At 62.6% G+C, this 23,305-nt stretch carries 22 protein-coding genes; 9 read left to right on the plus strand and 13 right to left on the minus strand.

What is annotated here, in order from left to right:
- The first annotated feature begins 2 nt into the window (after nucleotides 1–2).
- From PQQ86_RS31750 to PQQ86_RS31775, 6 genes are read left to right on the plus strand one after another with little or no spacing between them, the layout of a single operon-like run.
- Complete coding sequence (locus PQQ86_RS31750) at nucleotides 3–566, plus strand: isochorismatase family protein (protein WP_408276130.1); 564 nt, start codon at nucleotides 3–5, stop codon at nucleotides 564–566.
- A gap of 52 nt (nucleotides 567–618) precedes the next feature.
- Nucleotides 619–1,959, plus strand: a complete 1,341-nt coding sequence (locus tag PQQ86_RS31755; RefSeq protein ID WP_408276133.1) for an MFS transporter — start codon at nucleotides 619–621, stop codon at nucleotides 1,957–1,959.
- A gap of 43 nt (nucleotides 1,960–2,002) precedes the next feature.
- A complete protein-coding gene (locus PQQ86_RS31760; protein WP_408279410.1) occupies nucleotides 2,003–2,938 on the plus strand; it encodes a type II secretion system protein GspD in 936 nt (311 codons plus the stop codon).
- A gap of 1 nt (nucleotide 2,939) precedes the next feature.
- A complete protein-coding gene (locus PQQ86_RS31765) occupies nucleotides 2,940–3,422 on the plus strand; it encodes a type II secretion system protein (RefSeq protein WP_408276136.1) in 483 nt (160 codons plus the stop codon).
- Between the two features lie 7 nt (nucleotides 3,423–3,429).
- The gene (locus PQQ86_RS31770; protein WP_408276139.1) at nucleotides 3,430–3,813 is read left to right on the plus strand and encodes a type II secretion system protein; all 384 of its coding nucleotides are present in this window, start codon (nucleotides 3,430–3,432) and stop codon (nucleotides 3,811–3,813) included.
- Nucleotides 3,814–3,869: 56 nt separating this feature from the next.
- Nucleotides 3,870–4,277 carry a type II secretion system protein gene (locus PQQ86_RS31775; protein WP_408276141.1) on the plus strand — a complete coding sequence of 136 codons (408 nt, stop codon included), beginning with the start codon at nucleotides 3,870–3,872 and terminating at the stop codon, nucleotides 4,275–4,277.
- A gap of 167 nt (nucleotides 4,278–4,444) precedes the next feature.
- Here PQQ86_RS31775 and PQQ86_RS31780 read toward each other — a convergent pair whose 3' ends face one another.
- Nucleotides 4,445–5,968, minus strand: coding sequence for a CoA-acylating methylmalonate-semialdehyde dehydrogenase (locus tag PQQ86_RS31780; protein ID WP_408276144.1), 1,524 nt, complete (start codon nucleotides 5,966–5,968; stop codon nucleotides 4,445–4,447).
- Between the two features lie 171 nt (nucleotides 5,969–6,139).
- Nucleotides 6,140–7,219, minus strand: a complete 1,080-nt coding sequence (locus PQQ86_RS31785) for a hypothetical protein (protein ID WP_408276147.1) — start codon at nucleotides 7,217–7,219, stop codon at nucleotides 6,140–6,142.
- Between the two features lie 221 nt (nucleotides 7,220–7,440).
- On the opposite strand from PQQ86_RS31785, the gene PQQ86_RS31790 reads away from it, so the two are divergent.
- A complete protein-coding gene (locus tag PQQ86_RS31790) occupies nucleotides 7,441–7,914 on the plus strand; it encodes a LysR family transcriptional regulator (protein WP_408276149.1) in 474 nt (157 codons plus the stop codon).
- 44 nt (nucleotides 7,915–7,958) lie between these two features.
- Complete coding sequence (locus PQQ86_RS31795; protein WP_408276152.1) at nucleotides 7,959–9,095, plus strand: DSD1 family PLP-dependent enzyme; 1,137 nt, start codon at nucleotides 7,959–7,961, stop codon at nucleotides 9,093–9,095.
- Nucleotides 9,096–9,154: 59 nt separating this feature from the next.
- Here PQQ86_RS31795 and PQQ86_RS31800 read toward each other — a convergent pair whose 3' ends face one another.
- The 9 genes from PQQ86_RS31800 to PQQ86_RS31840 form a co-directional block, all read right to left on the minus strand.
- Nucleotides 9,155–10,324: a porin gene (locus PQQ86_RS31800; protein ID WP_408276155.1), complete on the minus strand. Its 1,170-nt coding sequence runs from the start codon at nucleotides 10,322–10,324 to the stop codon at nucleotides 9,155–9,157.
- Nucleotides 10,325–10,381: 57 nt separating this feature from the next.
- On the minus strand, nucleotides 10,382–11,458 hold the full coding sequence (locus tag PQQ86_RS31805) for a formylglycine-generating enzyme family protein (protein ID WP_408276158.1): 1,077 nt from the start codon (nucleotides 11,456–11,458) through the stop codon (nucleotides 10,382–10,384).
- 11 nt (nucleotides 11,459–11,469) lie between these two features.
- Nucleotides 11,470–13,194, minus strand: a complete 1,725-nt coding sequence (locus tag PQQ86_RS31810; RefSeq protein ID WP_408276160.1) for an arylsulfatase — start codon at nucleotides 13,192–13,194, stop codon at nucleotides 11,470–11,472.
- 73 nt (nucleotides 13,195–13,267) lie between these two features.
- On the minus strand, nucleotides 13,268–14,716 hold the full coding sequence (locus PQQ86_RS31815) for an APC family permease (RefSeq protein ID WP_408276163.1): 1,449 nt from the start codon (nucleotides 14,714–14,716) through the stop codon (nucleotides 13,268–13,270).
- A 341-nt stretch (nucleotides 14,717–15,057) separates the two neighbouring features.
- Nucleotides 15,058–15,999, minus strand: a complete 942-nt coding sequence (locus PQQ86_RS31820) for a helix-turn-helix domain-containing protein (RefSeq protein WP_408276166.1) — start codon at nucleotides 15,997–15,999, stop codon at nucleotides 15,058–15,060.
- Nucleotides 16,000–16,263: 264 nt separating this feature from the next.
- The gene (locus tag PQQ86_RS31825; RefSeq protein WP_408276168.1) at nucleotides 16,264–17,604 is read right to left on the minus strand and encodes an aspartate aminotransferase family protein; all 1,341 of its coding nucleotides are present in this window, start codon (nucleotides 17,602–17,604) and stop codon (nucleotides 16,264–16,266) included.
- Between the two features lie 66 nt (nucleotides 17,605–17,670).
- Nucleotides 17,671–19,170, minus strand: a complete 1,500-nt coding sequence (locus PQQ86_RS31830) for an aldehyde dehydrogenase family protein (protein ID WP_408276171.1) — start codon at nucleotides 19,168–19,170, stop codon at nucleotides 17,671–17,673.
- Nucleotides 19,171–19,365: 195 nt separating this feature from the next.
- Complete coding sequence (locus PQQ86_RS31835; protein WP_408276174.1) at nucleotides 19,366–19,806, minus strand: hypothetical protein; 441 nt, start codon at nucleotides 19,804–19,806, stop codon at nucleotides 19,366–19,368.
- A 12-nt stretch (nucleotides 19,807–19,818) separates the two neighbouring features.
- Nucleotides 19,819–20,550, minus strand: coding sequence for a response regulator transcription factor (locus PQQ86_RS31840; RefSeq protein WP_408276177.1), 732 nt, complete (start codon nucleotides 20,548–20,550; stop codon nucleotides 19,819–19,821).
- Between the two features lie 239 nt (nucleotides 20,551–20,789).
- Between PQQ86_RS31840 and PQQ86_RS31845 the strand changes: the two genes are divergently transcribed.
- A complete protein-coding gene (locus PQQ86_RS31845) occupies nucleotides 20,790–21,575 on the plus strand; it encodes an SDR family NAD(P)-dependent oxidoreductase (RefSeq protein WP_408276180.1) in 786 nt (261 codons plus the stop codon).
- An 8-nt stretch (nucleotides 21,576–21,583) separates the two neighbouring features.
- Here PQQ86_RS31845 and PQQ86_RS31850 read toward each other — a convergent pair whose 3' ends face one another.
- Both PQQ86_RS31850 and PQQ86_RS31855 read right to left on the minus strand, forming a co-directional pair.
- Entirely contained in the window at nucleotides 21,584–22,387 is an 804-nt protein-coding gene (locus PQQ86_RS31850; protein ID WP_408276182.1) for an SDR family oxidoreductase, read from the minus strand.
- The gene (locus PQQ86_RS31855) at nucleotides 22,384–23,199 is read right to left on the minus strand and encodes a MoaF C-terminal domain-containing protein (protein ID WP_408276185.1); all 816 of its coding nucleotides are present in this window, start codon (nucleotides 23,197–23,199) and stop codon (nucleotides 22,384–22,386) included. The genes PQQ86_RS31850 and PQQ86_RS31855 overlap by 4 nt, the downstream gene beginning before the upstream one ends.
- Nucleotides 23,200–23,305: the final 106 nt, after the last annotated feature.

The following is a 23,305-nucleotide window of genomic DNA, read 5'->3' on the forward strand; positions in this document are numbered from 1 at the left end:
CCATGGCCCTCACTACGCTCGACGCAAAGACCGCATTGGTCGTCATCGATTTGCAGCAAGGCATCGTCGCACTGCCCACCGCCCACCCCACCGCAGAGGTCGTCAAGCGCTCCGTTGGTCTGGCCGATGCATTTCGCCGCCACGGTCTGCCGGTGGTGCTCGTCAACGTGGCGGGCGGCGCGCCCGGCCGCGCGGAACAGTCGCGCCCTGCCGGTGACTTCCCCGCCGGCTTTGCGGACCTCGTTCCCGAACTGAATCAGCAGCCGTCGGATCATCTGGTGACCAAGCGCACCTGGGGTGCATTCACGAACACCGACCTCGAAGCGTATCTGCGCAAACAAGGCGTCACGCAAGTGGTACTGGTCGGCGTGGCCACCAGCATCGGCGTCGAGTCCACCGCCCGTTTCGCACAGGAACTCGGCTTCAACGTCACGTTCGCGGTGGACGCGATGACGGACATGAACCTGGACGCTCACACCAACAGCATCACGCGAATCTTCCCGCGCCTCGGCGAAACCGGCACGACGCAGGACGTCCTCGATCTGCTCGAGACATCGCGCGCATGACCACGCGTTTGAACCGGTGCACGGCACGAATCGTCCACACGGGGACGTCCCGGTGAGTGGCACATTCCGTTCACTGCGTACGTTCAACTACCGTGTCTGGGCCAGCGGCGCGATCGTCTCCAACGTCGGGACATGGATGCAGCGCACGGCGCAGGACTGGCTCGTGCTCACGGAACTCACGCATCACAATGCAACCTCCGTGGGCATTGTGATGTCGCTGCAGTTCGGGCCGCAAATGCTCCTGCTGCCCCTAACCGGCTATGCGGCCGATCATTTCGATCGCCGCAAGCTGCTGTTCGCCACACAGGGGGCGATGGGCACGTTGGCGTTATGCCTCGGGATTCTCACAGTGACCGGCCTCGTGCAGTTATGGCAGGTCTATGTGTTTGCGGGCTTGCTCGGCTGTGTCACCGCGTTCGATTCGCCGGCGCGTCAGACCTTTGTCTCCGATCTGGTGGGAGAAGCCGATCTGTCGAACGCGGTCGCGCTGAACTCCACCTCGTTCAACGCGGCGCGCATGATCGGGCCTGCTGTCGCAGGGCTGTTGATCGCCTCAGTGGGCACGGGCTGGGTGTTTCTGATCAACGGGCTCTCCTTCGTCGCCGTGCTCGGTTCGCTGCGCATGCTGCGCGTCAGCGAACTGAATTTGAAACCACGTGCGACACGCACGCGCGGCAGCTTCGTGGAAGGCTTCAAGTATGTGTGGACGCGCCCCGATCTGAAAGCCGCGCTGTTGATGATGTTTCTGATCGGTACGTTCGGGCTGAACTTCCCGATCTTCATCTCGACCATGTCGGTCACCGCCTTTCATGCGGGTGCGAGTCAATATGGGGTACTGAGCTCGACCATGGCAATCGGCTCGGTAACCGGTGCGCTGCTCTCCGCACGCAGGGCGAAACCTCGCATGGCTCTTCTGCTCGGCGCAGCGGCGGTTTTTGGCGTGGGCTGCACGGTCGCCTCGTTAATGCCGAACTACGTATTGTTCGGCCTGGCACTCGTCGTGGTTGGCGTAGCGACGCAGACGTTCAACACGTCGACGAACAGCCTCGTGCAAATCTCCACCGAGCCGGCCATGCGTGGCCGGGTCATCGCGATCCTGCTGGCCATCGCGCTAGGCGGCACGCCGCTCGGCGCGCCGGTAGTGGGTTGGGTCGCGGATCGCTTCGGCCCGCGTTGGGCGCTCGGCGTCGGCGCTGCATCGGGTTTCGCCGCGGCGGTCGTCGGCTTGATGTATCTGGTCAAGTATCGTCAGTTGCGCGTGTATGTCGAGGCGGGGCGTTTGCGCTACAGCATCGACGACCCGCGCCAGGCGCCGCCTTATGTCAGTCCCGTCACGGCAGTGCAGAATGCCGTGTTGAGCGAAGCGGAAGAGGATACGTCCGCTGGGGTTTAAGGGCCGCTGCGCGAAGCGCGGCGAACGGCGTAGGGAACCTGAAATTCATGTCGACAATGATGTGACGATGCGAGTCGCGCTGGAGGTAAGCAATATTGTCAAGGAAGTCCGCTCTTCCGCCACCGGCCTGCTTGCATACCAGATCGGTACGCGCAACGCGAATACGGTATTGCGCCTGCACGAAGGTGAAACCCAGGCGCTGGCAGGGTTGATCAAAACCGACAGCCAGGAATCCGGTACCCATATTCCCGGCTTGGGAAAAATTCCGGTGCTCGGGCGATTGTTTTCTAACGATAGCGATAGCAATACCCGCTCCGAAATCGTTTTGCTGATTACGCCTCATGTGGCGCGTTCACTGGCGATGCCGAACTCCTACGCGCAAGCGTTCCCCAGCGGAACTGCCGAGCAGGTGTCGACCCGGCCACTACGGCTAACGCCCGCGGCACAGTACAGCGATTCGGATAGCCTGCCTCCTCCGGCGGCTTCGGCGGCGGATGCCGCAGTCACCGCGCCGCCGGCATCAGGACCCAGTACCGCCTCGGTCGCGCCATCGCCCGCAGCGCGGGCTCTTAGCGCCTCGCCAAATCCACAAGATCGGGCAGACGCTGTCCGTTTCGATCTGGCCGTGCCTTCACAGGCCACACAAAAAACCGGCTTTACCGTCAATCTGCTCACCAACGGCCCCGGCTTTGAAAAAGCGGAACTCGATCTCGTACTGGACCAGCCCGATATCCAGCTGCTCAAGGTTGAGCCGCGTGCGGGCGTGGCGCTCGATGCGAAGCAGGAAGGCAACCGTCTTCATATTTCGATCGGTAAGGCGACAGCCGATGGCTCGCTCGCAATGATCACGTTTCAGGCGGATCACCCGTCGAATGGGCCAGTCAATCTGTCATTGCAGAACCTGAGGGTGGAGAAAGAAAGCCACGCGCAGATGGCCAGTACGGTGGCCCTCCCCAAACAGATCGTCGTTTCCCCGTGAGATGAAGCAGAAGCCTCTGGATTCCGGCTTTACCCTGATCGAAATGATCGTCACTGTCGCGTTGGTGGCGGTCATTGCGTCGGTTGCGACGCCGTTCGTCAAATTGCATGAGCAGCGTCAAAAGGAGCGCGAACTAAAAGAGGCGTTACGAGAAATCCGAGCCGCGATCGATGCCTACAAACAAGCGGGCGACGAAGGCCGGATTGCACGTTCACTCGATTCAACCGGTTATCCGAGGTCCCTGGACGAATTGGTGACCGGCGTCGTGGATCGGCGCGACCCGAAAGGCAGGAAGATTTACTTCCTGCGCCGCGTGCCGCGCGATCCGATGAATCCGGCGCTGCCTGGGCCCGCTCAAGACAGCTGGGGTAAGCGCAGCTACTCCAGCGAAGCTGACGATCCGCAAGACAGCGGCGACGTGTATGACGTATCTTCGTTGAGTGACCGGAAGGGAACCAATGGCATCCCGTATCGAGAATGGTGAAGAGTAGATGGTCCCGCAAAAGCAGAATCGTGGCTTCACGCTGATTGAATTGCTGGTGGTGCTCGCCATCGTGGCGACTCTGCTCTCGATCGTCGCGCCGCGCTATGTTCACCAGACCGACCGCGCAAAGGAAGCGGCGTTGAAAGCAAATCTATCGGTCTTGCGCCGGGCGCTGGACGAGTATTACAGCGACACTGGCAAGTACCCGGAAAACCTCCCCGCGCTAACCGAACGGCACTATCTGCGGGCGCTGCCGGTGGACCCGGTGACCAACCGCTCCGACAGTTGGGTGCCGGTGCCGGGTGCCGATGAAGACGACAAAACTGTTGTCGATGTGAAAAGTGGCGCGCGAGGCAAAGCGCTCGACGGCACGGAATACGACTCGTGGTGAGAAGTTTCTCCAGCTTAGGGCGTCAGCGAGGCGTCGCGTATTTCTGGGCACTGCTGATGGTGCTGTTCATCACGCTCGGTCTTGGCAAGCTGCTGGAGGATGTCGCGAAGTCAAACCAGCGCGCTCGAGAAGCAGAATTGCTGTATACCGGTAATCTGTATCGGGACGCGATCCGGCAGTACTGGCAGAGCACGCCAATCGGAGCCAAACGCTACCCGGAGAAACTCGACGATCTGCTGCGCGACCCACGCTATCCTGTGATACGCCGCTATTTGCGCAGGCTCTATCCCGACCCAATAACGGGACAAGCCTTCTCTCCGATTCCTGCGCCCGACGGCGGCGTGATGGGGGTACGCAGCATGTCCCTGCGAAAACCAGTCAAGGTGGCCGGATTCATGACGAATCAGATAGCATTTGCCGTGGCGCAGAGCTACCGGCAGTGGGAGTTCACCTATGCACCATGAGCAAGCGCATGGTGCCGTGCGATGCGGCAACTGGAGCGATACAGAATGACATATCGCTGTTGTGATGACCATTCAACAATCGGCACAAGGGTGCAGCCCTGAGGTTACACCCCTGCCACACCACCCGGCATGCGGTTCCGCACCGGGCGATACGGGAAGTTGCGGGCTTACTTCGCCACCGGCATCGTGAACTCCGCACCTTTCGCGATGCTATCCGGCCAGCGCTGCATGATGCTCTTGTAGCGCGTGTAGAAACGCACGCCTTCTTCGCCATACGCGTGGTGATCGCCGAACAGCGAACGCTTCCAGCCGCCGAACGAGTGCCATGCCATCGGCACCGGAATCGGCACGTTGATGCCGACCATGCCCACCTGAATCTGCCGGCCGAACGCCCGCGCCACACCGCCATCCGACGTGAAGAGCGACACGCCGTTGCCGAACTCGTGCGCATTGATCAGCTCGACCGCGCTCGCGAAATCGGGCACACGCACCACCGCCAGCACCGGGCCGAAGATTTCTTCCTTGTAGATCTTCATCTCGGTACCGACCTGGTCGAACAGCGTCCCGCCGATGAAGAAGCCGTCTGCATTCGTGACCGGATGCGCGCGGCCATCGACGATCAGCTTCGCGCCTTCCGCCACGCCCGAGTCGATATAACCGGCCACCTTGGCCTTATGTTCGGCCGTAACCAACGGACCCATTTCAGCATCGAGATTCTCGCCGTTCTTGATCACCAGCGACTTCACGCGCGGCACCAGGCGCTCGATCAGCTCATCGGCGACATTACCCACCGCCACCGCGACCGAGATCGCCATGCAGCGCTCGCCTGCCGAACCGTACGCGGCGCCGATCAAGGCGTCCACAGCCTGGTCCAGATCGGCGTCCGGCATCACCACCAGATGATTCTTCGCCCCACCGAGCGCCTGCACACGCTTGCCGCGCTTCGATGCTTCCGTATAGATATATTCGGCGATCGGCGTGGACCCGACAAACGACAGCGCCGCGACGTCCGGATGTTCGATCAGCGCATCCACGGCCACCTTGTCGCCGTTCACAACGTTGAACACGCCATCGGGCAAACCGGCTTCCTTCAGCAGTTCGGCAATGCGCAACGACGCCGACGGGTCACGCTCCGAGGGCTTCAGCACGAACGTGTTGCCGCAGGCGAGCGCGACCGGGAACATCCACATCGGCACCATCACCGGGAAATTGAACGGCGTAATCCCCGCCACCACGCCTAGCGCCTGACGCAGATTCCAGTTGTCGATGCCGCCGCCGATCTGGTCGGTGAAATCGGTCTTCAGCAGATTCGGAATTCCGCAAGCGAACTCGACGACTTCGATACCGCGCACCACTTCGCCTTGCGCGTCCGTGAACACCTTGCCGTGTTCGCGCGTGATCAGCATGGCCAGTTCGTCGTGGTGTTTGTTCAGCAGTTCCTTGAACTTGAACAGAATGCGGGCACGCTTGAGCGGCGCGGTTTCGCTCCAGGCGGGAAAGGCAGCCTTGGCGGCCTTGACCGCCGCGTCCACTTCCTCGACCGACGCCAACGCGACCGAGCCGGTCACCTGACCGGTGGCGGGATTGAACACGTCCTTGAAGCGGCCGCTGGTCGACGCAGCCGGTGCACCGCTGATGTAATGCCCCAACTGCTGCACCGACAACTTCGCTTGTTCGTTCACTGCATTCATTTCGTTCCTCGTGTTCGGGATAGGCCGCAAGGGTTGATCCGCCAACTGTATCGACGGCGCCGGTCATATTCCCGATACAGCACAATAAAACCGCGCCTCACTGTATTGTTTTTTGCGTGGCAACTGTACTGGCCGGTGAAGCTGGCGCAACTTCAGGAAAAGACGCCCAACTCAGCGCCATTGCTCGGTCAATTCATTGGCCAACACCATCTTTTCGCGGACGAGCTCGATAAAGTCTGCGTCCGCGCCGTTCTGGGCTTTGAGGAATTTCAGCGCCGCGGAATGAACGGCTCGCATCGACCGGCCGTCGATCCCAGCCATGCGCGCCGCGCTGCGACGCGTTTCCTCGACCAGATCGCGCGCGCTGCTGAAGTCGGGTGACAAGCCGGTCTGCGCCTCGAACCCGGCGCGCAATCCGGCCGCGTACTCACGCGACTGCCCCAGCCGGTCAACATCGATCATCAGATCGACGCCGTCGGCCATACGCAGCGCACAGAGAATCCATAGCGCGACGAACGCCCGATACGCGTTGTTGCCTTCCGCCGTGCGCGCGTACTGCTCGCACGCCATGGCGTAGGCGTCATCCGAAGTGGGCGCGCCAGGTGGCAAGCTCACGCCGCAGATTTCGATGGCCTGTCGGACTACGGGCTCCGTCTGGTTCAGACCCAGCACGCGAAACGGTGCGGCCACGAAAAACGAATTGCTCCATTGCTGATTGAGCAGCCACCCCGAGGCGAACTGCGAAGCGGGATTTCGCAACACGGCGGCATGCATGACCTGCGGGAAAGCTTGCTTGAGCCACGGCAACCGCCCAGACGAACGGCAGAACTTGAAGACGGGTACGCTGCCGTGCTCGGCGGTGCGTTCGCACAGGTTGGCCAGATAGGCTTGCAAGGCGGGGAATTCCGCGTCGGGCGCGGGTGCAAAGCGATCGGTGCCGAAGCGCTTCCTGTATCCGGCTACGCCGCGCGCGCCCTCCTGGAGAAACGGCCGGTACTCTTCGAAATACGGCACGGCGAGCGGCGGGTGTCCAGAGATCAATGTAGGGCGGGACGCAGAAACGTCGGCGAGGCTCAGATCGGCGAGCACGTTGCTGAACGGTTCATAGAATCCGGTGACGGAATCGAGTGCGCGCAGACGCGACCAGACCCACGTTCCTGCGCTGCGCCAGCCCGTGTGCAGGAATACCCCCTGTTTCAGGGTATTTTGCTGCGTGGGGGCTCCCGGACCTGGTCCTTGTGATAACGGCATGGGACTTCTCTTCAAATGGAAGCAACAACGATTCGATGGAAGGCAGATGCTGCCCGCCCCACCTGGTTCAAGTACACACTCAAGAGCGCACTTTAGCCGTTCAAGCTGTCGGCTTCGTTACGAACGTATCAGTTTACCTTGCAGGAACGTCTTGTGACGCACTGGAACAGCGCATCCAAACGCTTTAAGCTGCCAGACTCCCGAACTCAAAAGTTGCCGCCATGAACGACTCGGCCGATATCCGGTTTCTGCTGACGATCCGCGAAAGTGGCAGCCTGATCGCCGCGGCGCGAAAACTGGGGCTATCGCCCTCGGCGGTGACCCAGCGCCTGCAGCAGCTCGAAAAGAAACTGGACACGCAGTTGGTGAACCGCACGGCGCGCCGTTTGCAGTTCACGGAAGAAGGCGCGCTCCTGTGCGAACGCGGCGCCGAACTGGTCCAGCAGTTCGACTCGCTGTTCGAAGACCTGCAGACACGCCGGGGCGGTCTGGTCGGCACGCTGAAAATCAATGCGCCGCTGGGATTCGGCCGGCGCCACCTCGCGCCCGCCATCGCCGACTTCCAGCAGCAAAACCCCGATGTCGACGTGGCGCTCACACTGTCTGACCAGCCCTTGACCGACACGATGGACCGCTTCGAACTGAATCTTGGAGTTACCCTGACTGAACGCCGCGCGACCGACGAAACTCTATAATCGGCTCAGCCAGACCGAAAGCCACTCCATTCCCCGGTGAACCCATGAAACTCGAGCACATCGACACCCCTGCCGCGCTGATCGACATCCCCCGGATGCAGAAGAACATCGCGAGAATGCAGGGACATGTGAACACACTGGGCGTCACCTTCCGTCCGCACGTCAAGACCACCAAATGCATCGACGTGGTCCGTGCACAGATCGCCGCCGGTGCGCGCGGCATCACGGTCTCGACCCTCAAGGAGGCGGAGGCCTTCTTCGCGGCCGGCGTCAGCGATATCCTTTACGCGGTCAGCATTGCCCCTTCAAAGCTGCCGCGAGCGCTGGCGTTGCGCCGCCAGGGTTGCGATCTGAAGCTGGTGGTCGACAATCCGACCACCGCTGCGGCCATCGCCGCGTTTTCGGATCAGCACGGCGAATCGTTTGAGGTGTGGATCGAGGTCGACACAGATGGCCACCGCTCGGGGATTGCGCCGGAACAGGACACGCTGCTCGAAGTCGGCCGGATTCTGCACGAGAACGGCGTCAAGGTGGGCGGCGTGATGACTCACGCGGGTTCCAGCTACGAGCTTCATACGCCGGAGGCGCTCGCCGCGCTAGCGGAGCAGGAACGCGCCGGCTGCGTGCGCGCGGCGCAACGGCTGCGCGACGCAGGCATTCCGTGCCCCGCCGTCAGCGTCGGGTCGACGCCCACGGCACTGGCCGCCGAGCAGCTGGATGGCGTGACCGAAGTGCGAGCAGGTGTCTACGTTTTCTTCGATCTGGTCATGCACAACGTCGGCGTGTGCGCGCTTGAAGATATCGCGCTCAGCGTACTCGCCACCGTGATCGGGCATCAGGCGGACAAAGGCTGGGCGATTCTCGACGCAGGCTGGATGGCGATGAGCCGTGATCGCGGCACCTCGAAGCAGTCACACGATTTCGGCTATGGCCAGCCCTGTCTGCTGAATGGAACGCCGCTTGGCGGCTTTCAGGTGAGCGGCGCAAATCAGGAGCACGGGATTCTGTCGTCGTCGGATGATGGCGCGCCTGTGGACGACATCGCGCAGCGCTTTCCGGTCGGGATGAAGCTGCGCATTCTGCCCAATCACGCATGCGCGACCGGAGCGCAGTTCCCCGAGTATCACGCAGTGTCGGCGGACGGCGGCAGCGTCGAGTGGAGGCGTTTTCAAGGCTGGTGAAGTGTCAGGTACAACACCGGCACGGCGACGAACGGCGCCGCCGCGCCGTCCGCATGGGACTAGAACTGATGCTGGATGCCTGACGTCACCACCAGTTGCCGCCGCGTACTCGACGGCGACACACCATAAATCTGCGCCACCGCATGACGCCCCTGTTGCGCAACGCCGACCAGATAGAGCGTCGTGCGCTTCGATATCGCGTACTCGGTGCCGAGGTTGATCTGATCCCAGCCTGGCTCCGCGTCACCCGTGCCGCTGCCTGAATAGCGCCCATTGGTACGGATGTAGGCCACGCCCGTCTCCCACGCAGGCGTAATCTGCCAGGTCAGGTTCGCTTCGTAGTTATCGAGCGTCAACGCGGTCGCATCCAGATAGCGGTACTGCGTTTTCGAGTACATGCCGCCCACTGTGAGTGCGCCGAAGAACTGGTACGAAGCCCCCGCGAGCCAGATTCGCTGCCGTTTCACCCCCGCTGTGCTGGCGATGCTGCTCGAAAACGTATTCTCATAGTCGTCGTACACACCGGCACCCGGCGCGCCTAATGCGCCGGCAGGTTGCGCATCGGGGCGGTCCGCCTGCAGAAAGCCGATACCCGCCGCGAACGGTCCGCGTGCGTAAGCCGCTCCCGCGCTTATCAGGCGATTGTTCGTAAAGCCCGACGAACCGTCCGCGGCCGCTGCCTGATTGCTGAAACCGTAAGTCGCGCCGAAGCTCAGTCCGGCAAATTGCGGACTCGCGTATTTAACGGTGTTGCTGACCTTGAAGCTCGCATTGGTGTTATCCGCATCGCCGACATGCGCACCGATGTAACCCGCCCATGTTTCGTTGGTCGCGAAACCGGAGACCGTGTCGATCGTCGTGTCCCATTGCCGGCCCACCGTCACCGTGCCGAAGCGGTCGTCGGCGAGACCCACGTACGCGACGTTGAACGCGCGACCGGTGCCGTGGCCGTTCTGCACATTGAACGGACTCATCAAACGGAAGATCGCACGCGATCCGCCACCCAGGTCTTCGCTGCCGGTCATGATCCAGCGCGACGCCGTCAACTGCCCGCTGGTCGTCGACCAGTCGGAATGGCCGCCGCTATTGTTCGCGTACAGAATGCCCGCATCGATAATCCCGCTTAGCGTCACACGGCTTTGCGCATGGGCGGCAAACGGCGTACCGAACAACCAGACGCAGGACGCAGCGACGAGCGTCATCCTCACGGCGTTTTCTCGTGATTTCAAAGTACTCTCCAAATCCAGATGATTAGTTTTTTGCTAGCGGCGCTCAAGCCGGCGCGCCTATGACCCAGGCAACCTCAACACCGTGCGAAAACCGATGTGGTTGGTGCCCATCGTCACGTCCTGCGCATGCCGTGCGCTCGGCCGGTAGCGTTTGCAATAGATCGGCGAACACAGAAACGAGCCGCCCTTGATGGTGCCGAGATCGGTGCTGCGCGCCTTCGCCACCAGCGCGTCTTCGAGATCGACGTTCGGGTTCGGCGGCGGCTCGCTTGCCTGTTGCGCGTGGTTCTGCTGCCACGGGTCCTTCACCCATTGCCAGACATTGCCGACCATGTCGTATAGCCCATAGCCGTTGGCCGGAAAGCAGCCGACCGGAGAAGTCGACACAAAGCCGTCTTTCGCGGTGTTCTGAAACGGAAAGGCGCCCTGCCAGGTGTTGGCCATCATCTTCGAGCGGATCGCGAAGGTGTCGCCCCACGGATAAGCGGTCGACGTACCGCCGTGCGCCGCATACTCGTACTCGGCTTCGGTCGGCAGATCGCGGCCGCGCCACTTCGCGTAGGCCAGCGCATCTTCATACGCGATATGGACGACCGGATGGTTGCCGAGCCCGTCGATCGAACTGCCGGGTCCGGTGGGATGACGCCAGTCGGCGCCCGGCACGAAATGCCACCACTGCATCGCGCCGACCAGCAGGTTCTTCGGCGGCAGAAAGACCGTCGAACCGGGCCGCGTCATCTCAGCCGGCAATGACGGATAGCGCTTCGCATCGAGTCCGCGTTCGGCGAGCGTCCTGTAACCGGTCGCGGCAACGAAGCGGGCAAATTCCGCGTTCGTCACGTCATAGCGATCGATCATGAAGCTGCCCACTTTTACGCTGCGTGCGGGTGCTTCTTCCGGATAGCCGCCATCAGAACCCATCACAAAGCTGCCCGCCGGCACGCGCACCTGATCGCTATCTGACGATGCCGGCGGCAAACCGTTGAATGCCTTGCAAGCTTGCAGATTACCTGGCGGCACGGCTTGCGGTGCGGCGCCGGCCGTCAACGTGGCCGCCGGCGTCGCCTGAGTCAGCACGACGCACGCAACCGTTACCCCATAGCGCACGATCGATCTCCGGAGGTGCATGCTCATGCCGGCTCTCCTCAGTAGTCCATGCGCGGGTAAGACGTATCGCGCCACGTCTCGACGACGTTGTTCTGCTGCACGTATTGCGCCCACTCGGTCAGCATCTGCTCGAGTACTTCAGGGCGCTTCGCGGAAAGATCGTGCAGCTCGGCGCGGTCATGCGCGAGGTCGTACAGTTGCCAGTGACCCTTGCCGTTGTCGTAGGAATAGACCAGCTTCCAGTTGCCCTTGCGCAGCGCGTTGCGCCCCATCAACTCCATGCCGTACACGTAGTCGTCCACATGCACGCGTTTGCGCTCGCCGGTCAGATACGGTTTCATCGACATGCCCTGCATCGGCAGCACGGTATGGCCGTGGAATTCGATGCCCGGCTGCCCGATATTGGCGAAATCGAGAATGGTCGGCGTCAGATCCTTGACGGTGAGCACCTGTTCGCTCTTGCCCGCCTGCACATGTCCGGGGAACGACACGAAGGCCGGCGAACGGATCCCGCCTTCATTGGTGTACGCCTTGAAGAGGCGGAATGGTTGTGCGCTCACCTGCCCCCACGCCGGTCCCTCGAACACGAAGGAATTGGCTCGGCCGATGTTGCCGAGCGAATTGTCGAAGGTCTGCGCAATCCACCTGGCGTTGCCGCTGTCCTCGTCCCATTTGTTGCCTTCCGGGCCGTTGTCCGACAGGAACACGATCAGCGTGTTGTCGTACTGGCCGCTCGCCTTCAGGTAATCGATCAGGCGGCCGACGTTGCGGTCGAGATCGTCCATCAGCCCCGCATATGCTTCCATCGTGCGGGCCGAACGCGCCTTCTCGTCGGCGCTCAAGGCGCTCCACGGTTTCGTCCCCGCCGGCAGCGGCGCAGGCTTCGCGTCGTTCGGTACGAGACCGAGGCGCTTCATCTTGTCGATGCGACGCTGCGCGATCACGTCATAGCCGACGTCGTAGTTGCCGCGCACCTTCTGCAATTCATCGTCAGGCGCTTGCAGCGGCAAATGCGCCGCCGTATAGGCCGCATACGCGAAGAACGGCTTGCCGCCGCGCTGCGCATCCTGCAGATAGGCAATCAGCTTGTCGGTGTACGTCCGCGATGAATAGAAGTCGGCAGGCAGGTCGATCTTCTTGCCGTTCTCGCGATAGGTCGGCTCCGGCGCATCCGACGTGATCGTCATCACCTTCTGCCTGAAATGCGACGCACCGCCATTCATCAATGCATAAGAGCGTTCGAAGCCACGCTGGTCGGGACGCATGCCGTCGCTGCCGCCCAGATGCCATTTGCCGGCCATTACGGTCCAGTAGCCGGCGTCTTTCATGATTTCCGGCAAGGCCGCCACCCGCTGATTCAAGCCGCCTTCGTAGCCGGGATGGTTGACCTCCTCGGGTGTCAGATGCGGCGTGATCATCTCCGCCATGTTGCCGACACCGGCCAGGTGATTGTCCATGCCGGAGAGCAGCATCGAGCGGGTCGGCGAACAGGTCGGCGCGACATACATCGTGTCGAGCAGGCGGCCGCGCGCGACCAGTGCATCGAGATTCGGCGTGGCGATTTCGCTGCCGAATGCGCCGATATCCGAGCGCCCGACGTCGTCGGCGACGATCAGCAGCACGTTGGGACGCGCGCCGGGTGCCGCAGCTGGCACAGCCGGAGCGGATGCCGCGGCAGCCGCTTGCGCCGCTTGCACGACCGGCATCATGACGGTACACGCGCCGCCTACGAAGCTTGCTGCGAGAATGGTACGAAAGCTCATTTGATCTCCATTTCCACGATGTCCTCCTAACCGCCATTCAAATCTTGTTGTCGCAACGCTTTAACGACAGGCTTTACAACCTCGACCGCCCGAGCCGGTCGAACGCCTGTCGGTCACGCTGCTTGAGCTTCTTCGCCGCGAGCACGCCGGCCACCGCGAAAATCGGCAGCAAGGCGGTCAACGCGTACGACACGCCCACATCCGCACCGGTCAGGAGCGGAAAATTCACGATCGCGAGCACCAGCACAACCACGAGAGCGAGACCCGACAGCACCGGCAACACGCCCACGCGCATCGCGCCCATGTCGTCACGGCCGATGCGCCTGAAGAACACGAACACCGCCGCTGACGACAGGGCCATCAACGCGATGATGCAAAGCGTCGCGACATTCGTGAGCCACGAGAACAGTGTCAGAACCGGATCGGCGTGCGCGACAATGAAGACCAGCACCACGATCGCGGCTACCGCCGTTTGCAAAAGCGAGCCGATATGCGGGCTGCGATGCACCCGATGCGTACGGCCGAGCGCTTGCGGCAGTAAACCCTCACGACCGGTTGCAAAGAAATAGCGCGACGCCGAATTGTGAAACGCCAGCAGACCCGCATACACGCTCGTGATGAACAGCACGCTCATCGCCGCGGTCAGCGTCTTGTTGGCGTAGTGATCGGAGAGCGTGTAGAGGAACGTGGTCGGATCGCTCAATGCGGTGAGCGTCTTGACGATCTTGTCGCTGCCCGCGCCGATCACCATGCACCACGCGGAGAACGCATAGAACACGCCGATCAGCAGCACTGAAATGTAAGTCGCCAATGGCACCGTGCGTTGCGGGTCTTTCGCCTCTTCGCTGTAGATCGTGGTCGCTTCGAAACCAATGAAGCTCGCGAAGCAGAACAGAAAGCCAATTGCCGGCGTGCCGCTCATGACGGTATGCGGCGTGAACGAAGCCGCGTTGATGCCGCTATCGCCGCCGCTTTTCAGAATGGCCAGATCGAGGATCAATACAACGATGTATTCGCCCAATACCAGCAGCGAGAGAACCTTCGCGGACAGATCGATCTGCCGGTAGCCGAACACGCCGATGCTGGCCATCGCAGCGAGCGAGCAGATCCACCATGGCGTATTGAGGTTGAAGTGCGCGTTCAGGAAGCCCGAGGCCACCGCGCCGAACATGCCGTACAAACCGATCTGCATCGTGTTGTAGCCGAGCAGTGCGATCAGGGCGGCCGCGCCGCCCGCCGTGCCGCCAAGACCGCGAGCCGTGAACGCATAGAAGCCACCCGCGTTGGTCACGTGCCGCGACATGGCCGTATAGCCGGCGGAAAACATCAACAGGATCACTACCGTCGCGACCAGCAGGGCCGGTGTGCCTGCGCCGTTGCCGAGCATAATGCCGATTGGAAAGCCACCTGCGATCGCGACCAGCGGCCCGGCCGCCGAGATCACGAAGAAGATGATGAAGCCCAGTCCCAACGCCCCCTTGCGCAACTCGGTGGACGGTGACGGTTCAGCGACGACGCTCATAGTTTTGCTCCTGGATTTTGCTTCGTCTGCATCACGACGAGGTCGGGCGCAGTGCAAGTGTTGATGCACTGTAGAAAACCAAAAATGCCGAGCGGGAGCACAAATCGGCAACGCAGCGCGAACTTGGGTTTACGCCTAGGTGTCGGTTCAGGTGGCCAACCAAGGCATCTAATCCAGACGTGAAAGATCGGGCGGGACGCGCGCAAGCACGCCCGCAAACGGGGACCGTTCATGATTCAGGATTGGGCTGAGAATCGGGCTGAGCGTCGGCAGCGCATCGCGCAAAATCTCGCGCAAGCAGGACCGCACGCCCGCACGGCCCTGAAAACGCGTGCCGGCCGTCAGCTCAAACGCGGCGTCTGCGAAGGCAATTCGCCGAACAGGTCGCGATATTCGCGGGCGAAATAGCCGAGGTGCGTGAAGCCCCAGCGGCAAGCAGCGTCGCCGATCAATAGTTCTTCCACACTCGTCATGCGTAGCAGCCGATGCACGGCGTTGAGCCGGATCGAACGCAGGTATTCGACAGGCGTCACATTGGCGACGCGCTGAAAGCTGGTTTGCAAGGTTCGGCGACTGCACCGCAGCGCGCGGCACAGATCGAGCACGGTGATCGGTTGTTCGGCGTTGTCTTGCAGAATACGTTCGCAGCGCCGCACGATGTCGCTATACGTGGTGTGCGTGAGGTCTCGCGGCGCCGTCTGCGACGCGCTTTCGATCAGGCCGAGCAGCACGCTGATCATTTCGTCGCGGAAGACTTTGGTCGCGGCGGGATGCGCAAACGCAGCAGCATTGCGCTCGGCTGCGTCGAGAAAGGGCGCGAGCCGTTCACGCAGCATCACGCCCTGCTCATCGGCAAGCGTCAGCACGCCGCTTTTGACCTGACGGCCGGCATGCTCCCCCACCACCACGCCCAGCAGGTCGTCCATCATGTCGGCGGACACGCTGATGCCTGCGTAGTGCATCGACTCCGGCGTGTAGAAGCGAAACTCCTCGCCCGCACCGAGCAGCAGCAGTGCGTACCCATCCACCCGCCGCCCCTGAAACGTGCCGACGAGCGGCGCATACAGCGGCACCGCGATCGAAGCCAGACCGGACGGCGACACGCCATGCTGCGCCACACGGCGATTGGTGGTTTCGCGAAAGAAATGAAAGTCGGCCGAACTCGCCTGCACGAGCGTGCTCTGGAAGCGGCCCGGCGTCATCTGACGATAAACCTGTTCCCAGCCGCTCACCGCCAGCGAATGATCGTGCACGTCGGCAAGCGTGCTGATCCGGAAGTCCATGTCCCCTCCCGCCTACTCTGAACAGGCTACATTCATGCGATGACGGTCCGGCCTGTCGTAGCGGACGCCAACCTGGGCGCAGAAAAGGGCCGCAACTCGCAGCGCCTCCGCGGCAAATGAAGAAGCAATGTTATTCCAGGCTGGCGGATACGGTTCGATATAAAGAACCGCGACATTTCCACGGATTCAGTTTCATCGCGCGCTGCCCCAACCCGGAATGCACCTGTGCATTCTGCAGCGCGCCTCAACACTTGACCAAGTCAATTATGCAAATTTCACTTCATCGAAGCCCGCAGCCAATGCGGCGACCAATGCGTCGAGCTGCGCCGATTCGACCACCAGCGGCGGCGACAGGATGATTTTCGTGCCGACCGGCCGCACCAGCGCGCCGTGTGCACGCGCCACTTCGGCCACGGCGTTGGCATAGCCCGAGGTCGGGTCGATCGGCTCGCGGGTCTGCTTCGACTTCACCAGATCGAGCGCAACCATCAGGCCTTTGCCCCGCACGTCGCCTACCGCTGCATAGCGTTCGGCGAACGGCCGCAGCGCTTCGAGCAGATGGGCACCCTGCTGAGCGGCGTTGGCAGGCAGGTTCTCGTCCTTGACGATCTTCAGGTTGGCGAGTGCCGCCGCGCACGCAACCGGATGCCCCGCATAGGTGTAACCGTGCATCAACGCGCCGGTAAAATTCGCGTTGCTCATGAAGGCCTGCTCGATACGCTCGTTGAACGCGGTCGCGCCAAGCGGAATGTAGCCGGAAGAAATGCCCTTCGCAAAGCACATGATGTCGGGCTTCACACCCCAGCCTCGACTGCCGAACATGCTGCCGGTCCGGCCAAAGCCCGTGACGATTTCGTCGGCGATCAGCAGAATGCCGTACTTGTCGCACACTTCACGAATCAGCGGCCAGTAGTTTTCCGGCGGCACGATCACGCCGCCCGCGCCTTGCACCGGTTCAGCGATGAACGCGGCAATCGTGTCGGGGCTTTGGAAAATGATCTCGCGCTCCAGCATCTCGGCACAGATCCGGCCGAGCTCTGCAGGATCCTGCGTGAACGGATTGCGATAGAGCCACGGCGTTTCCACATGAAAACAGCCCGGCAGATTCGGCTCGTAATTGCGCCGGAACGCAGTATTGCCGTTCACCGAAGCGCCGCCGAAATGCGTACCGTGATAGCCCTGCTTCAGCGAAATGAACTTGGTGCGATCCGCTTCGCCTTTCAGCTTCCAGTATTGACGTGCGAGCTTCAACGCGGATTCGACCGCATCCGAGCCGCCCGAACTGTAGATCACGCGGCGCATGCCTTCCGGCTCAAGCATCTCGATCAGCACCTTCGACAACTCCTCGGCGCGCGGATGCGAAATACCATCGAAGAGCTGGAAGTATTCGAGTTCGTCGAGCTGACGCACAATCGCGTCCTTCACTTCACGCCGGTTGTGGCCGACGTTGACGTTCCAGAGACCGGCCACGCCGTCGACGAGCTTGTTGCCGCGATCGTCGAACACATAGCAGCCGTCGCCGCGCACGATACGGATCGGCTCGCGCTGCTGCATTTCGGCCGGGTGCTGCATCGGATGCCAGAAGGCGGAATCGTTCGTTCCCATAGTGCTCACTCCGTTAAGTCCAGTATGTTGGCAGGTTCGTGTGGCTGGCATGTGCCGGCGTTCGGTTCAATGCGCGATGCACACGGACTTGGTTTCCGTAAAACCTTCGATGGCATACTTGCCGAATTCACGGCCGACGCCCGATTGTTTGAAGCCGCCGAACGGCATACCCGGATCGAGCGGTACGTGGCAGTTGACCCACACGGTGCCCGCCTCGATTTGCGGCACGAGGTTCATCACGGTCTTGAGGTCATTGCTCCACAGGCTCGCGGCGAGGCCGTACGGCGAATCGTTGGCGAGGCGCAGCGCTTCGAGCGGATCGTCGAACGGCACGATGGCGAGCACGGGTCCGAACACTTCGTCGCGCACGATTGCCGCGTCGTGCGGCACGTCAGCGATGACGGTGGGGCGAACGTAGTAGCCCGGCAGATCGACCGGCTTACCACCGGCAAGAAACTTCAGACCGGCTGCCTGGGCACGCGCGATGTGCTGATTGACGCGGTCGCGGTGCTGCGCGGACACGAGCGGATTGATCTGCGCCGTCGGGGCGAGGCCAGGTCCCAGCGTCATGGCGTTGGCGACATCGGCGAGACCTTCCGCCACCTGCCGGTACTTGCTGCGATGCACGTAAATGCGCGAGGCCGCCGCGCATACCTGCCCCTGGTTGAAGAAGCCGCCTGCCAGCGCGCCTTGAACCGCCTGCTCGACGTCGATATCGGCGAGCATCACCGCCGGATTCTTGCCGCTGAGCTCCAGCGAAAAACGCGTCATGTTCTGCACGGCGGCCGTGCCGACCAGCTTGCCCGTCGGCGTCGAACCGGTGAACGAAATCTTGCTGATGCCAGGATGCGCCGCGAGCGCGGCTCCGCATTCGCGGCCACCGGTGACGACGTTGAACACGCCCGCAGGAACACCGGCCTCGAGCGCCAATTCGGCCAGACGCAGCGCCGTCAACGGCGTTTCCGGCGACGGCTTGATCACGATGGTGCAACCCGCCGCGAGCGCCGGCACCAGCTTCCACACGGCGATCATCAACGGGAAATTCCACGGCACGATGCCTGCCACTACGCCGATCGGCTCCTTACGTGTGAATGCCGTATAGCGTGTGCCGGGCGGAAACGGAATCGACACGTCCAGCGTTTCGCCGGTAATCTTGGTCGCCCAGCCCGCCATATAGCGCACGTACTCGATCGTCGCCCCCACTTCCACCGCGCGGGCGATGTTGATCGACTTGCCCTGATTCAAGGTTTCGAGTTGCGCGAGGTCTTCGGCGTTGGCTTCAAGCAGATCGGCGAAGCGCAACAGAATACGCTCGCGATCGGCGGGACGCAGGCCGCTCCACACGCGCGCATCGAACGCGGCGCGCGCGTCGCTCACCGCACGGTCGACGTCGGTTGCGTCCGCATCCACCACCGTCGCGAGGCGTTCGCCGCTCGCCGGATTGAATACGTCGAGACGACGCTCCGAATGCGCGCGTTGCTGCGCGCCGCCGATAAAGAGGCCGAAATCGCGTTGCACGAACGCGCGAACCGCATCGCTGACGACAACCGTTGCATCGTTACTCATATTCTGGGTCTCTCGTTGATGTCTCGTTGCTACCTGATCCATGGCCGCAGGGCCATCGTGTTGAGGCATGGTGTCACGGTGGTTTGTCCGCCGTTAGCGCTAATCGGCAGGCGCGCCACTGGTTAAGGGAAAACATCTAGCAGTCGCTTGCGGGCAGGCGCACGGGCTTACTTGCTCGTGGCTGATTGCTCGTCGTTACCCGTACAGGCAACGCTCGAACGCGTCGCGCTGCACGAACAGCCGTTCGGGCAACAACACCGCTTCTGCCGCATTGATCTGCATGAACAGCGCAAAACGCACGCCGTCGCTATGGCCGGCAATTGCACAATTCGCTTCGACGAAGCCGCGGTTGAAGCGCGGATCGCCGCTCAGAATGTCGATGTCGTCATGCAGGCCGACGCAGCGCGCGCCGTCGACGATGTTCCAGCTATCGGGCAGACGCAGCAGAATGTCGGACACGTCTTCTTCGCGTGAGATCACTGCGGCCAGAGCGGTCTGCCGGCGTTGGAACCAGCGAGCGCCATGCATGCTGTCGGCGCGCTCTATCGCTACGGCGGCGACGGCATAGAGCAGCATCGGCTCATCGGCCTCGACCGGTTCGACGCGCGTGTCATCCATCGGCGAGGTGTCGATCATGGCGTCGGTCCTCTATAGAAACAGCGCGCCGATCATTTCCGTGCGGCTCGACACGCCAAGCTTGCGGAACATACGCAACAGGTGCGTTTTGACGGTGGGCTGCGCGAGCGCGAGATCGCGCGCAATCTCCTTGTTCGATAAGCCGTTGCGCACGAGGCGTGCGATCTGTTGTTCGCGATGGGTCAGGTTCGAACGGAAATCGGCATCGACGTCTCCGCCGTGGCGCACATGCGTGCGCATCGGCCGCTGGTCACGCAGCGCCGGCACCAGCGCGGCTTCCAGCAGTGGTTGCACCGCCCTTGCGTGTTGCTGGTCGCCCTCGGAGAAAGCTTCAGCGGGTGCCATGCGCAGCAGTGAAAACGCCGCTGCAGGACGGGTACCATCCCGCAGGAGGATCTCCATCACATCGACCACCTGATGCGGATTCAGGAAGCGCCGCCAATACACCGAGCCGCCGCGCACCGTCTCGGGCAGCTCGCCCGCGAGCGTGAGCACGCTGCCCGTCTGCGTCGAGAAGCGCGACGGATGCATCGGATCGAGCGTGCAGTAGCGCTGCAAATAGGTGCGGTGCATCGTCTCGGCCATGCCGAACAGCTCGAAACCCGACGGTTCGTTGTCCGCGCCGACCCAGTAGAAGACCGTCGCCGAGGGCCGCACCAGTTGCGCGAGCGCACTCACTGCGGCGCCCAGTGCGGGCATGAAGGCGCTTTGGGACGCGGCTTCGTCGCGGATTGTGTTCAACATGGCGCTCTCCGGGTTCACCAGCTCAAGACCATCGTACGAACGTGCGATTCCATAGCGTGAGCACGAATTGGCAAATCGACGCACCCCGTGCACTCACTCGACGGTAGCGTTGTCATCCTTTTGCCTGATTCCGCGGTACGTCTCGCGTGTCTAGACTCCAGACACTGGATTCACGCTTCATTCCTTCCGTCACGCTAAATCACGTCCAGTCACGTCCATTCACATTCGTAAGGAACGCCATGTCCCAACAACGCACGGTTGTCATCACAGGCGCGGGCACCGGTATCGGTGAAGCCTGCGCGCGGCTGTTTGCTTCGCGCGGCGCACGCGTGGCACTGATCGGCCGGCGCCGCGAGCCGCTCGAACGGGTAGCGCGCGAAACCGGCGGCCTGGCACTCGATGGCGACGCCGCCAGCGCCGCCGACTGGCAGCGCTTCATCACCGCGATCAAGGCCGACGGCGGCGCTGTCGATGCCTTGATCGCCTGCGCCGGCGGTTTCGGCATGGGCACCGCCACCGAAACCGACGACGCCGCCTGGTCCGCCGCGATGCGCGCGAATCTCGACACGGCCTTCGTCGCCGCCCGCGCCTGCCTGCCCGAACTGATCGAACGACGCGGCGCGATCGTGCTGGTCGCCTCGATCGCATCGCTCGCAGCGGGCCCCGCCGTATGCGGCTACACCACGTCGAAGCACGCGCTGATCGGCCTGACACGCTCGCTCGCGCGCGACTATGGCCCGCACGGCGTGCGCGTCAACGCGGTCTGTCCCGGCTGGGTCCGCACGCCGATGGCCGACGCGGAAATGCAACCGCTGATGCAGCACTACGACGAAACACTCGACGCGGCCTATCAGCGTGTCTGCGCCGACGTGCCGTTGCGCCGCCCCGCGCACGCCGAAGAAATTGCCGCCGTATGCGAGTTTCTGGTGTCGCCCGCTGCGTCGATCGTGACGGGCGCCACCCTCGTTGCCGACGGCGGCTCCTCGATCGTCGATGTGCCGACGCTGGCGTTCGACCATATGTAAGCGAGGTCTTAGCTCATCACGGCGGTCGACTCAGGCAAGGTCGCACCGCCGTCGACCACAATGGTTTGGCCGGTGATGTACGAGGCCGCGTCGGAAGCCAGAAACAGCATGGCCGCCGCGATATCCGACGGTTCGCCTAATCGCCCGAGCGGTATCGCCTGTTCGATACGGCGGTTGTGCGCGTCGTCGCCCAGATTGCCCATCGCGGGCGTGCGAATCATGCCGGGCTCGACACCGTTGACCGTGATCCGGTGCTTCGCCAGCTCCAACGCCGCGGCGCGAATGAAGCCGTTCACACCGGCCTTCGACGCCGCATAGTGCGCGAGCCCCGGATACGCCACGCGCGGGCCCGTCACCGATGAGGTCGCCAGCATCCGCCCGCCGCCTTGTCGGATAAACGCGGGCGTCGCTGCCTGCGCAAGCCAGAACAGCGCGGCGAGATTCACGGCGAAGGTGCGCTGCAGGATTGCGGGCGTAATCGCATCGAAGGCGGTGAGCGGGAAATACGCGGCGTTGTGCACGACCACGTCGAGCCTGCCGAGGTCTGCTTCCACATCGGCGACGAGGCGCTCGATCTGCGCGTACTCGGCCATATCGGCTTCGTACGCGCGGGCCACACCGCCCTGTTGCGTAAGACGTTGCGCCGCTTCCGAAGCGCCGGCGATGCGCAGATCCGCAATCGCCACCGAAGCGCCACGCGCGGCAAACGCTTCGGCGATGCCGCGCCCGATGCCTTGCGCGCCGCCGGTCACCAGCACCGTCTTGCCGGCGAAATCACGCACGCTAGTCGTATGCTGTGCGGCGCCGCTCATTGCGGATGCCGGGTCACGTTGAGCACTTGTGCGAGTGCACCGACCGGGAAATTCGACAGCGTGTCGAACTGGTTGCCCTGATAACCAAAAATTTTGCCGTCGGTCTTCTTGCGTTCGAGATCGATCATCACCACGCCGAGCGTCGGAATGATCTTTTCGCGCCACACAAACAGGTACAGATCGTTGGCGATGGCAATGTAGTGGCAACGGTCCACATCGGCGAGACCTGCTTCCACGCCTGAGAGGCATTGCCACGCATAGAAGTTGTCGTTCAGATAGACGTGTTCGTACTGTTCCGTGGCGCTATACGTGTACAGGTTGCGCATGCCGATCAGTTCGCGAGTCGGATGATGCAACGTCGCTTCCGTCCCTGCCTGAGCGCCCTGCGGGGCGATCCTGCCGTGACGGAACCGCGCCCGTACGCCGGTCAACTCCATGCCCCGCTCGACTCGCGTGAACGCATCGGTACGGGCTTCGCTTTCGTTCGGCAACGTGCCGACCACCGAGGTGCACAAACCCTGCTTCACATCGAGCACGTAGCTCGTTGCGGCCGGCAGCGACCCGTCTCCGCCGCCGATGTAGTCGACGAAGTAGATGCCGTCGCGCACCGACGTGATCCGGCATTCGAATTGACCGTTCGCCGCACGCAGCACACCGGAGGAGACGAACGTCAGCGTCTCAGCGGGACCCTCGGCGAATTCAAGCCGCAACGTGCGCCCGGTCAGATCGTCGACGGGCGGCAGGATGTGGCTGTCGGGGGCGAAACCTTCGGCCAGCGCGCCGACCTGGATGAAAACGGGTTGAGATGTCATGTCTGTATGGCTCCAGTAGTTCGATGATTTGCCGCGGCTTGACCCGCTTCGAGCGCCAGGCCGCGGCGCCTGTGACTACTGTACGGAGGCCGCGAGCGCGGCGGCA

This window comes from Paraburkholderia sediminicola, from assembly GCF_046026675.1.
Lineage (GTDB): Bacteria > Pseudomonadota > Gammaproteobacteria > Burkholderiales > Burkholderiaceae > Paraburkholderia > Paraburkholderia sediminicola_F.